The organism is Meridianimarinicoccus zhengii, from assembly GCF_003254465.1.
Classification (GTDB): domain Bacteria; phylum Pseudomonadota; class Alphaproteobacteria; order Rhodobacterales; family Rhodobacteraceae; genus Meridianimarinicoccus; species Meridianimarinicoccus zhengii.
The window spans coordinates 1-11,462 of sequence record NZ_QDFI01000107.1 but is presented as its reverse complement, the minus strand read 5'-3'; the positions used below and the strand labels follow the sequence as shown (position 1 = coordinate 11,462).

At 65.1% G+C, this 11,462-nt stretch carries 9 protein-coding genes and 2 pseudogenes; 4 read left to right on the top strand and 7 right to left on the bottom strand.

Features of this window, described 5'->3' with window-relative positions; translation table 11 throughout:
* From DDE13_RS20775 to DDE13_RS23775, 6 genes and pseudogenes are all read right to left on the bottom strand, one after another.
* Window positions 1–751 (bottom strand): annotated as a pseudogene (locus DDE13_RS20775) (hypothetical protein); the annotation flags it as partial.
* A 385-nt stretch (window positions 752–1,136) separates the two neighbouring features.
* The gene (locus DDE13_RS20770) at window positions 1,137–2,492 is read right to left on the bottom strand and encodes an IS1380 family transposase (protein WP_111406134.1); all 1,356 of its coding nucleotides are present in this window, start codon (window positions 2,490–2,492) and stop codon (window positions 1,137–1,139) included.
* An 872-nt stretch (window positions 2,493–3,364) separates the two neighbouring features.
* Window positions 3,365–4,576, bottom strand: coding sequence for an ABC transporter permease (locus DDE13_RS20760; RefSeq protein WP_111406132.1), 1,212 nt, complete (start codon window positions 4,574–4,576; stop codon window positions 3,365–3,367).
* A gap of 1 nt (window position 4,577) precedes the next feature.
* On the bottom strand, window positions 4,578–5,282 hold the full coding sequence (locus tag DDE13_RS20755) for an ABC transporter ATP-binding protein (RefSeq protein WP_111406131.1): 705 nt from the start codon (window positions 5,280–5,282) through the stop codon (window positions 4,578–4,580).
* Entirely contained in the window at window positions 5,275–6,522 is a 1,248-nt protein-coding gene (locus tag DDE13_RS20750) for an efflux RND transporter periplasmic adaptor subunit (RefSeq protein WP_111406130.1), read from the bottom strand. The genes DDE13_RS20755 and DDE13_RS20750 overlap by 8 nt, the downstream gene beginning before the upstream one ends.
* 808 nt (window positions 6,523–7,330) lie before the next feature.
* Window positions 7,331–7,531 (bottom strand): PDZ domain-containing protein, encoded by a 201-nt coding sequence (locus DDE13_RS23775; protein ID WP_162631137.1) that lies wholly within the window; start codon window positions 7,529–7,531, stop codon window positions 7,331–7,333.
* A 57-nt stretch (window positions 7,532–7,588) separates the two neighbouring features.
* On the opposite strand from DDE13_RS23775, the gene DDE13_RS23820 reads away from it, so the two are divergent.
* The 4 genes from DDE13_RS23820 to DDE13_RS20715 all read left to right on the top strand — a co-directional run bounded on the left by DDE13_RS23820 (window position 7,589) and on the right by DDE13_RS20715 (window position 11,130).
* Window positions 7,589–8,311, top strand: a complete 723-nt coding sequence (locus DDE13_RS23820) for a DUF6653 family protein (RefSeq protein WP_235868802.1) — start codon at window positions 7,589–7,591, stop codon at window positions 8,309–8,311.
* A gap of 353 nt (window positions 8,312–8,664) precedes the next feature.
* Entirely contained in the window at window positions 8,665–9,123 is a 459-nt protein-coding gene (locus DDE13_RS20730) for a DUF2267 domain-containing protein (RefSeq protein WP_111406126.1), read from the top strand.
* Between the two features lie 182 nt (window positions 9,124–9,305).
* Window positions 9,306–9,983 carry an alpha/beta fold hydrolase gene (locus DDE13_RS20720; protein ID WP_235868801.1) on the top strand — a complete coding sequence of 226 codons (678 nt, stop codon included), beginning with the start codon at window positions 9,306–9,308 and terminating at the stop codon, window positions 9,981–9,983.
* Window positions 9,984–10,533: 550 nt separating this feature from the next.
* The gene (locus DDE13_RS20715; RefSeq protein ID WP_111406136.1) at window positions 10,534–11,130 is read left to right on the top strand and encodes a LysE family translocator; all 597 of its coding nucleotides are present in this window, start codon (window positions 10,534–10,536) and stop codon (window positions 11,128–11,130) included.
* A 99-nt stretch (window positions 11,131–11,229) separates the two neighbouring features.
* Here the strand turns inward: DDE13_RS20715 and DDE13_RS20710 are convergent.
* Window positions 11,230–11,385: pseudogene (locus tag DDE13_RS20710) on the bottom strand (integrase core domain-containing protein); the annotation flags it as partial.
* Window positions 11,386–11,462: the final 77 nt, after the last annotated feature.

The window sequence follows — 11,462 nt, the reverse complement described above, 5'->3', positions numbered from 1 at the left end:
CACCGCCGCCGCCGCCAGCGGCGCCCCCGGCGCCTCCGGAGAGCGTCAGACCGGTGACGGTATTCGTGCCACCCGCGCCCGCTTCGCCGTCGTTGCTGCCACCGCGTCCGCCGTCCGCGCCAGAGCTGCCGTCACCGCCGCGTGCGCTTCCGCCGGATCCGCCCGAGGCTCCGGCGCCGGCTGCTCCGCCGTCGCCCCCATCGCCGCCGTCCGCGAAGCTCAGATTTCGAAACCCCGGGAGCCCTCCCCGGCCTGGCTCGCCGGACGACCCAGCCGTGCCACCTTCACCTGGATCTCCCGTCCAGCCTCGCGAGCCGGCCCGACCGCCGTTGCCGAAGTTGAAACCGCCCTCGCCGCCTGATCCGGCATCCGTACCTCCGGTGGTGCCGTTTCGTCCGGCGCCGCCGCCCGGTCCCGGGGTCGTACCCGCCGCCGAGAAATCGAACGACGCCCTGGCGCCGATGCGCACGTTGCCGCCCACGCGGAACTGCGCCGGTCTCTGCCCCACGCCCACGAACTGCGTCTCGTCGGGGACGACGAAATCCCCGGTGAACGTGAACTCCGCGGTGCCGAAGACGCCCGAGCGAAAGGACTGGCCGTTGAACGTCGTGCTCGATCCGCCGATCGTGCCGGCATCGGTGTCGATCACGACGGTCTGCTGGGCCTGCCCGGCAGCCGCCAGAGCGATGAGCGCCGTGCCCGCGAGCAGGGCAACAAGGGCGGGCCGGGGCCCGGGAATACGTCGTGTCATCAAGCTCGGCCTATTGTCATGCGCGTGACGTCGGCTGTCCGGCCGACGCCGGCCGCCAACACCGCGCGAGGCCACCGGGACGCGGTCGGCATGCGCGGGAGGCTACCGCTCGAACACAATCGCCCGCGGGCCGGGCTGTCAAGAATTTTCGCCCGAAGCTTGACCCGACATTCCCCAAGTGGCATGCCTACTGGCGTGAAGATCGCCTGATTTTGCCCGCTGGACAAGCGTTTATCGTGCCAAGCGGCGTCTGCGGTCGCGCAGGCTGCTGGAACTGGGCGGATCAGACCGCGAAGCCGCCGTGTTGTGTCCCGGCGGCGGTGTTTTTCAGCACAGCGGCCAGACCTGTCCTGCCGCTTTCGTTCGGGTTGAGCGTGGATCGCGGTCATGTGCATTCCGGAGGCGCTCGCAATCGGCGGATGGCGGCAAGGATGGCGCGCACCATCGGGCCGGTGACGGCCACCTCGGCCAGTTGGAAGGTAATGGCGCGGGCGTGACGGACGACACGCGCCCCGATCTTGATCAGTTTCAGTTGCAGGCTGGTCAACGACCAGTCCGCCATGGCCTCGGGTAGTTCGATGCAGCGCAGGAAGGTGGCCAGGTTGTAGGCCAGCGCGTGGAGTTGCAGCCGCACCTCGTTGTCGCGGAACTTCCGGCATGACAGCCGCGTCCAGTGGAAGGCGTATTTGCCTTCCTTGATGTGCTGCTCGGCCGTGCCGCGCCGGTTGTAGAACCGGACCACCCAGTCCGGCTCCATGGGCAGGTTGGTGACGATGAAGCCTACCCCGGGGAACAACTCGCCCGGATGCCATTCGATCTTGGCGATCACGCGGCGTGGCTTGTTCCAACTCTGAGCCTGATACTGGAAGTCCTCATAGAACCGCTTCACCTTGGTCTTTGACGGCCGCCCAACGGGGCGGGTTAGCCGATGAGCGATGCAGCATTCGAGAACGGCGTTCTTCTTCATCCGGATGGCATAGAAATAGCCTGCCTCTTCCAGTCGTTCATAGAGCGCCGGGATCGCATAGGCGGCATCGGCCCGAAAGAAACGGCCCCCAAGGTCGCGGCCAGCGTAGCGGGCGATGACGGGGTCGAGGACGTCCTTCCAACCATCGGCGCTGTGGACGTTGCCATGCCGCAGGGCGCAGCGTTCCAACATGCCGAACTGGTTGAACAAGAAGTTGGGGTGATAGCAGTTGCAGTCGAAATGGCCGTTCCAGGCGGTGCCCTCCTGGTTGCCATGGGTGGGGCTCACGGAACTGTCCATGTCCAGCACGATATACTTCAACCCGTTGCGGTCGTGGAACCGGTCGATCCATCGCCCGTTCAGGCCGGCCAGCGCTGCCCGGTTCTCGAGCAAGGCCAGCGTCTCGGTCTCGAACCGCCCCATCTGCGAGGTCGATGCCGCCTGCGCATCGACAGCCCTGCCGCCGACAACCTGACGCATGACGGGATCAAGAGCCAGTCGGTCGGCGTCGTTGACATCCTCGTATCCGGCCAGCCGCCCGAACACCGATTGCCGGAATAGCCCGCCGAGCCGGTGGACGGTGTTCTTGCCCCGGCGGTTGTCGCACAGCGCCGCAGACGCCAGATCGGACAGTCCAAGCGCGTCATCCAACTCGCGCATCACGAAAAGGCCGCCGTCGGAACTGAGCTGAGTGCCGCGAAATTCCATTCGCACGCGAGGGTCGAAATCCACCCGATCTGCCCGCTGCGAGCCCGCACCCTCTGGGTGATCCATGAAACAAACCTCTCGCAGCCATCAACACCATGATTTATATAGGTAATGTCGAGTTCAGGACAGCGAAATCAGCGGGTTACTTGGGGACTGCGGGCACACGGAATGCGTCCACGTGTTTCCGCTGCTTTCTTTGGTGGATAAACGGGGGCCCGCTCCCGGGCGGTACGCGTTCGAAACGTGATGGTGCGGAATGGCAGCGGAGACGTGACATGAAGGCGACATCGAAACGCGAACGCGGAGCTGATTCGTTCTTGACCGATCCGATGAACGGTTGGGCAACGGCCGGGCAGGAGCCGATGCGGCTGTTTCCGCGGGGACAGGCCGAATGGCTGGATTGCAAGCGGGCCTTTGGACGGCATGGCGACAGCAGCGCCAGTCAGCGCTTGAAAAGGGCATGGCCGCCTGCAAGACACCGAGGTAAGCGTCCGGCGTTTGCAACGAATGGGTCGAAGGCAACATGAAGCGGCTTGCTGCGGATCTGGCGGACATGCGGGACGTCGGAACGCGGTTCGTCGAAATGTGGCAGACATCCGTCGGTCGCCCTTTTCGCGCCGGCTGGCCAATGGCGGGAGATCCGAATGCGGACGTGTCGCCGACCCGAAGCGACGTGGTCGAGCACGGCAAGTCCTCGCGTGGCGGCGATGGGCCGCGATCGCCCAGAGCGGCTGTGGGGGAATAGGAGCGCGTGCCGACCGGACCCTGCCGTTTTAAGCGCGCCCCCAGGCAACTGGCCGTGATGCCATTGCCGTGATGACGGCCGATCCGTCTCGGAGTCCGAGTGCAGCGAAGCATGGTTCTACGGCCTGCATCACCGGGCTTATCTTTGGCTTTGGCGCGGTCCTTTCGACGCAACCGCATCATGGTGCCGTCGCCTATTCGTGGCGGAGGGCCTCGATCGGGTCGAGCCGTGCCGCGCGGCGGGCCGGGAAGAATCCGAAGACGATGCCCACGAAGGCCGAGAACCCAAAGGACAGAAGCACGACCCCCGGATCGGGCGAGAATGGCACCGCCAGCCAGCGCGCCCCCGCCAGCGCGAGACCGAGGCCCATCAGGATACCGATGACCCCGCCCAGCATCGACAGGATGATCGCCTCGACCAGGAACTGCGTGAGCACGTCCCGCGCGCGGGCCCCAATCGCGAGGCGGATGCCAATCTCGCGCGTGCGCTCGGTCACCGAGACCAGCATGATGTTCATGATCCCGATCCCGCCCACCAGCAGGCTGACGGCAGCGACCGCCGACAGCAGCCCGGTCAGCACGTCGGTGATGCCGGTCAACATCAAGGCGAACTGCCGCGTGTCGAGCACCTCGAAATCGTCTTCCTCGCCCGGCCCGATCCGACGCAATTCGCGCATCAGTGCGGTGATGTCCTCGCGCGCCGCGTCGATCGAGGCGCCGTCTCGGACCGACACGAAGAGGCTCTGCACGTCCGCGTTGCCGGCGATGCGGCGATGGAAGGTGGCGAGTGGCAGGATCACGAAATCGTCCTGGTCGGCGCCGAAGGTCGAGGCGCCCTTGGACCGCAGAAGGCCGATGACCCGGCAGGAGACAGCGCCAATGCGGACGCTCGCGCCAACCGGGTCGCCAGCGCCGAAGAGGGCCTGACGCAGGGTCTCGCCTACGATACAGACCGCACGGCCGGCCTGGATCTCGCCAGGCTCGAACAGCCGGCCTGCCGCAACTTCCCAGCGGGCTGCCTCGAAATAGCGGTTGTCTGTGCCGACCACGTCCGACAGCCGGTTGGCGTTGCCGAAGATCACCCGCTCCCGTGTCTGACTGATGGGCGCCGAGACGGCGACGGCTGCCACGCGTGCCTTGACCGTATCGTTGATCCGGGTTGAAAACATCGGCGCGGTCGTCCCGTGGGGGCCGCCCCGCATCGCGTCCTGGCCCGGCACAACGATGACAACGTTCGCGCCCAGCTTCTCGACGTCCGACGCGACCTGTTCCGTCGATCCCTGGCCGACAGTCACCATGGCGATCACGCTGGCCACTCCGATCACGATGCCGAGCACGGTAAGGAAGGACCGCAACGCGTTGCGAAAGATGGCTTGCACAGCCAACCGGACGGCCTCGATCAGCATGTCAGGCCGCCTCGCGATTCTGTTCGTCGCGCGCGATCCGGCCATCAACCATCCCGATCAGCCGGTCGGCATAGCGCGCCATATCCTCTTCGTGAGTCACCATCACGATGGTCACGCCGGCCTCGCGGTTGAGCCGCCGCAGCATGTCCAAAATCTCAACCGAGGTCTTCGTGTCGAGGTTGCCGGTCGGCTCGTCGGCCAACACCACCTTCGGATCGCCCACGAGCGCGCGGGCGATGGCGACGCGCTGCTGCTGGCCGCCCGACAGCTGGCTCGGATCGTGAAGGGCGCGCGCCTCGAGTCCAACCCGGCGCAGGGCCTCCAGCGCCGCACGCTGACGCGCGGCGCGTGGCCGCCCACTGTAGATCAGCGGCAGTTCGACGTTCTGCAGCGCGCTCGTGCGCGGCAAGAGGTTGTAGCCCTGGAAGACGAAGCCGATGTAGTGCCGCCGCAGGAGCGCGCGCTGGTCCCGGGTCAGCCCGGCAACTTCGACCCCGGCGAAGCGGTAATGTCCTGAGGTTGGCCTGTCGAGGCAGCCGATGACGTTCATCGCCGTCGACTTGCCCGATCCGCTCGGCCCCATGATCGCGATGAATTCCCCCGCGCGCACGGTCAGATTGATGCCGTCGAGCGCGCGCACCGCGACTTCGCCCGTGCCGTAGACCCGGGTGATCCCCTCAAGCTCGATGAAGGGCGGATCAGCCATCCGACGCGCCGGTGATGACGAGGTCGCCCTCGCCGAGAGAGCCCTCAAGGACCTGCGTCAGCATGCCGTCGGTCTCCCCCGGCAGTATCTCCACCTTCACCGGCTGGTCTTCCATTAAAATCCAGACCGTCCGTCCGGTGGTCTGCGCGCGCGGTTCGGGGACACTCGGTACCAGAATTCCGAGCAGGCCGCTTGGGCGGTCGCCGTCGGGCCCAGCCGCACGTGCCGGCGGGCTGAAGCGCACCGCGGCGTTGGGCACCACGAGCGCATCCGTCACCTCGGCCACGACGATCTCAGCGGTCGCGGTCATGCCCGGGCGCAGCAGCATGTCGGTATTGTCGACGTCGAGGATCGCCTTGTAGGTCACGACGCCGTTCACGATCTCCGCCGCGAAGCGCAGCTCGGAAAACACGGCCGCGAAACGCCGGTTTTCATAGGCGTCGACTGTGAAACTCGCCCGGTCGCCGACCGCGACGCGCCCGATGTCGGCCTCGTCGATCGCGACCTGAAGTTGCATCTCGCGCAGATCCTCGGCCAGCGTGAACAGCACCGGCGCGGCTAGCGAGGCGGCGACGACCTGACCGGGATCCACCGCGCGCGTGAGCACCACACCCCGCATAGGCGAACAGATGCAGGCATTGTCGAGATCGGCCTGGTGCAGCTCGAGCGTGGCGGCGGCAAGCGCCCGATCGGCCTCCGCGGCCCGCAGTTCGGCCTCGGCCCGGCTGAGGGCGGCATCCCGCGCGGCGAGGGCCTGGTGCGACGTCACGCCGCGCCCCTCCAGTGTGCGCGCGATTTCGAAATCGGAGCGGGCAAGATCAAGCGAGGCCTCTGCCACGGCCACACGCGCCTCGGTTGTTTCGAGGGAGGCACGGGCAATGGCGATTTGGGCCTCCAGCCTCCGCGTGTCGAGCGTGGCCAGAACCGTGCCGACGTCCACGCTGTCGTTGAAGTCGACGTTCACGGTGGCGATGGCGCCGGAAAGCTCGCTGGAAATCTCGACACGGTTAGTCGGCTCCACGGTTCCCGTCGCCGTAACCGTGACGGTGAAACTTCCTCGCGTCACGGCTTCGGTCACGTAGCCCTCGCCGCCGCTGCTTTGCCCGGTCCCGAGGAATGCCAATGTCGCGACCGCGAGAAGCGCGCCGACGAGCGCGATGGCGGCGACAACCGAAGGCACCCTTCGGCCCGATCCCTCTCTGAGGGTCCGTGAGACCCGTTCCGTAAGATCGTCCGCCATGCTCCAGACCTCGCCCGCGTCTCATGGTTGTCATGCCGGAACGCCGCCCGCATTGACCGCTGTCATTCGGCAACTCGTCGGGCTCGACGTCCCTTGTTGCGATTGGCCTGCATCCGGTTTCCGTCCTTTATGGCGCCATCTCAGGCGCGATCCCGAAACCTTCGATGGCGATCACCGTACGGAACCAGACGAGGAATGGTCGCTCGTTCGAGGAATGGTCGGCATAGTTCGGGATCATGGCACCATTGACACGAACGTCTGGTGCAGGGCCAGAAGTGCCACGCCGATGATCACGAAGTTGACCCCGCATAGCAACCCGGGAAGCCAGGTCGCCATCTAGGGCCAGCACGCCAGCACGATTGGGGCCAGGACGAGAGACGCGATGCCGCTGGCGAGCACCTAAGCCCCCCGCTGCGCGGGTCGCGTGACCTGAGGCCGACGAGGATCGACAGAACGCCCTCGATCACGACGGCTGCGGTGACGAAAAGGGCGAGGGTTGGGACCGCGAGGAAGAAGCTTCCGATGACCGTCATGAGCCCGAAGGCCAATGCGGACAAGCTCCCGGGCGGCGCGGGTCGCAGCGGCAGCAAAATCGCCACTCCCATGACGCCCCAGAGCAGCATGAGGATCGCGACGAAATCAACGACGGCGAAGGTCGCCAGGACCGGCGCCGTGACAGCCAGGATGCCGAGGGCGACGAAGCGGTAGTCCAGCGATTCCAGACCGCGAATGCGCCGTCATGCGGAGGCAGGGTGGTAGGTTTCGCGGCGGGGCATCGGCCAGCGCCTGAAAAGGGATCGCGCAGGTCTCAACCCAGAACAAGGAACAGCGCTCCGCCGTCCCGGAACACCCTCAGGAGGAGCGGCGCTTCCAGCGCATCGCCGGCGACGGCGGCGATATCCTCGGGCGTTCGCACGTCCTGCCCGCCCACCGATGCGATCGCATCGCCGGCCCTCAGACCGGCTGCCGCGGCCGCACCCGTCGGGTCGACTGTAAAACGGCGTGCAATTTTGGCTCTGACTCAATCTCTGCTGGCCGGAACCGCCGCGCAGCCGGAGGTGGCCAGATGACCCGCCCGTCCGGACGCGGGCACGACATCTCGGCGCTCTTCCCGATGATCTCCGGCGGCGATGCCGAGGCCTGGGCGCGTCATGCCCATCCCGTCAGCGTCTGGACGCGTGTTCTGTTCGGTCTGCCGCTGTTGATCCTCGCCGGCTGGTCGCGGGTGTGGATCGGGCCGTGGTGGACCGCGGCCCTGGCGGCTGCGGTCTTCTTCATCTGGATCAACCCGCTGATGACGCCGGTGCCCCGCTCGACCGACAACTGGCGCTCGAAATCCACCATCGGCGAACGTCTCTGGCTGCGCATGAACCGGGACGAGGTGCCGCGCCGGCATCGCACGGTGCCGCGCGTCCTGATGATCGGCTCTGCGCTCGGCCATGGATGGGTATGCTCTTCACATCCAGCGACTGGCCGCAACGAGCCAACTGGCCTGGTCCGGATAGCATTCGCTGCACGGAGTCCATCCTGCTTCGTGCGCAGCCTCTGCGGTGGCAAAGAACACGACCTCCGCGCGATCCCTCGGTGGCCGCCTGCAGATCGGAGAGTGATAGGTTCCCTCGGCCACGCGCCCGTAGACGAAAGTGCCGACAGCCCGGACATCGCAGCGCTGTATGGCGTCCCAGCGCAGTTCATCCACCCCGTGGAACCGCGGCGGGTAATTCGTGATGACACTGTCTCTTTCCCTTTCCAATCCAGGTCAGGCCCCGGAAAGGAAAGTGACACATAGGCGCAAGTCGACTCGACCCGTTTCCTGCGCATAGGTCGCGTCCCATTCGTGCCATGACATTCTGGATCAAAGGGAAGAACACCGATACGGCGACAACGATATCGGACGTGGCGGCATGTCGATTCATCTCACCGAATAAGTTCATCCCTGCAAAGCGGGCCGGCCGGATACGGCCAGCCCGGACCTTGGCCGCCGAATGACATCGGGAAAAGGAGGCGCGAGGCTTCGCCTGCGGGCATCTTTCCCCCAAGAGCGAGTCACCTGCCTGGCGCAAATCCAACAGCCCGCTGAACTTCAAGAAAGGCGGTCGCCCGACTAACTTAATAGGGGTGCACGAAAAAGGAGAGTCGAAGATGCCGATGCCCTGGACCTATCGCCATGCCTGTCGTGAATTCCGCGCGTTCCTGGATGACGCCAAGGAGCGCATGAATCTCGAGTCCGACAACATGACCTATACGGCGGTCGACGCGGTGTTCCAGGTCTTCCGCAAGCGGCTCACCGCGCAACAAGGGCTGGACTTCGCGAGCGTCCTGCCGAGCGTGCCGAGGGCGATCTTCGTGAAGGACTGGTCGATCAGCGACCCGCCCGAGCCGTTTGCCGATCGCGCCGAGATGACGCGGGAGGCGCAACAGGTGCGGGTCAATCACAATCTGACCCCGGACAACGCCATCGAGGCGACAGCCTGGGCCCTACGGCGCAGCCTTGATCAGCGCGACCTCGACCGCGTGCTGGAGCAGATCGGACCGGAAGCGCTGGCCTTCTGGCATGTCGACGTTTCGGATCCGGCCGAGCTGGAACAACGGATCGTCTAGGGCCAGCCTGCGCGGTGTTGCCTCGACGGTCGCAGAGGACAGCGGTCGGGCCACCAATCGGTGGCATGCAGGACGGGCCCTATCCGAGGATGCGGCACACTCGATCGATCGCCATGCGGACCTCCGGCAGCCTGCGGTCGTCGTCATGGGTGACGAGCCACTGGTCGTGGGACAGCTCCTCGATGGGCTCGCCCGCGCGGGACATGCCCGGCTACGGACGCTCCGAAATGCGGGCGGACCGTGCGACGTCGCTCGATGTTCAGGGGGAGATATTCGCCTTCATGCTTCGACATCTGGGGCTTGAGCGACCTGCGGTCGTTGCGCACGACTTCGGCGGCGCCGTCACCTTGCGGGCGCATCTCCTGCATGGCTGCGATTTCGATCGCTATGTGCTGATGAACGTAGTGGCGATGCGGCCGTGGGGATCGGAGTTCTTCGATCACGTGGGCCGCCATGTCGATGCCTTCACCGGCCTGCCGCCGCACATCCACGAGGCCGTGGTGCGCGCCTACATCCGCCGCGCGCTGACGTCCGACCTCCCGGCCGACGACATCGAAGCCCTCTGCGCGCCGTGGCTGACGGATCCGGGTCGGGTCAGCTTCTACCGGCAGTTCGCCCAGGCGAACGAGCGCTTCACCGCCGAAATCGAACCGATGTACGGCGAGGTCCGCTGCCCCGTAAAGATACTCTGCGGCGAAGACGATCCGTGGATTCCCCTCGAGCGGGGACACGCCCTCCGCGTGCGGATGCCCTCGGCAGCATTTGCCACCTTGCTTGGCGTGGGGCACCTGCCACCGTTGGAAGCCCCAGACACGGTGTTGGACGCGTTACTCGCATTTCTCGAGGACCGCACGAAGTAGTCGGCGTTTGCCGATGTCCCATTTGGCCATGTGCCGAGCGAGTTCAGATACAAGAATACCGTCGTCACACTGCGTGACCCGCAATGCCCGCTGCGTCGACTGAGTTCGGAATGCGCCGCGGCAGGCCAGGGTCTTGATCCGCCCTGCCATCGACGAGTACCCTCGAACCGCATCTTCCGCATCGCGACGACGGAGGCAAGCGCTGCAAGAATGAAACCGCGTCGTCCCTCACAATTGGAGCCACAGTGAGGGCGCGGGTCGGCCGCGCTCGTTTGACCCACTGCCTCGTCGGAAGCAGGCCAAGCGATCTAGGCAGGACCCGTAGGCGCAACGCTTGGTTCTTCCGAACGATGCATCTCTTGCAACGCCATCCTCCCCTCCCATCAGACGCGCCATTTCTTCGTCGACACTGCTCGTCAGAAATAGCTGCGACAGTGTATCGGGTGCGAATGGATTGCTGTGCGAAGGCGAAGCCCGCTTGCGCATGAACCGGGTCGCATCAAGGGGAATTCGAAAGGAGAACTCCACAAACTCCATGGAGGCCGCCCCTATGCTCGAGCTTACCCTTGCGCTCATTCTATTTCTCTTTCCACTCGCCTACAGCCCCGGCCCGGGCAACCTGTTCTTCGCGGCCCTCGGCGGGCGGTACGGTCTGCGCGCCTCTGCCCCGGCGACACCGGGGTATCATCTGGCGACCTTTGTCGTGACGGTCGCGATCGGCTTCGGCTTTGCCGGTATAGCCCGCATGAGCACCGGAATCTTCGACCTGATGCGCTATCTCGGATCGGCGTACATTGTCTGGCTTGCGTTGAAGTTCTTTCGCGCGGGCGCCACGGAGGACGATAGGGTTGCGCGGCGCGCGACAGTCGTGGACGAGGCCGTTCTTCTGCTCCTCAATCCCAAAGCTTATCTGATCATCGCATTGATGTTCACTCAGTTCCTTCCGGTCGATACGCATGCAGCCGCAGGGCTCGTGTTTTGGATCACGAGCATTTTCACTTTGAACAACTTCGTGGCTTTCACTGCCTGGACGATTGCCGGCGACATTTTAATGCGGCGCTTCAGAAACGAACAGAGCGCCCGGCCCTTGAACATCGCTTCAGGATTCATGCTTTCTGCAGTGGCGGTGTGGATTTTCCTGCAATGATGAGACTCTCGGCAGGCCATCCAAATCGGTAAGAACCTAACCAGCTCCACATGGAGACTGCGTTCATAGGTCAGCACTGATAAGGTTTTGGCTCTCTGATCACCTATGACGATACTCCCGCGAGGCGAGACCGTCGAGACTCGAGTGCGGGCGGTGATGCATGTTGCCATCGGACCATGCCGCCAGCCAGTGGTGGGCATGGCACAGGGTTGGGCATAGGTGCTCGTTCAAGTATTCATCTCGTAAGGGGCTATTGACTACCGCGCTAGGCCGTGTCTGCAATCAAGGGATTCCCGTTTGGTCTCATTTCTGATTCAAGATCGAAAACGGAG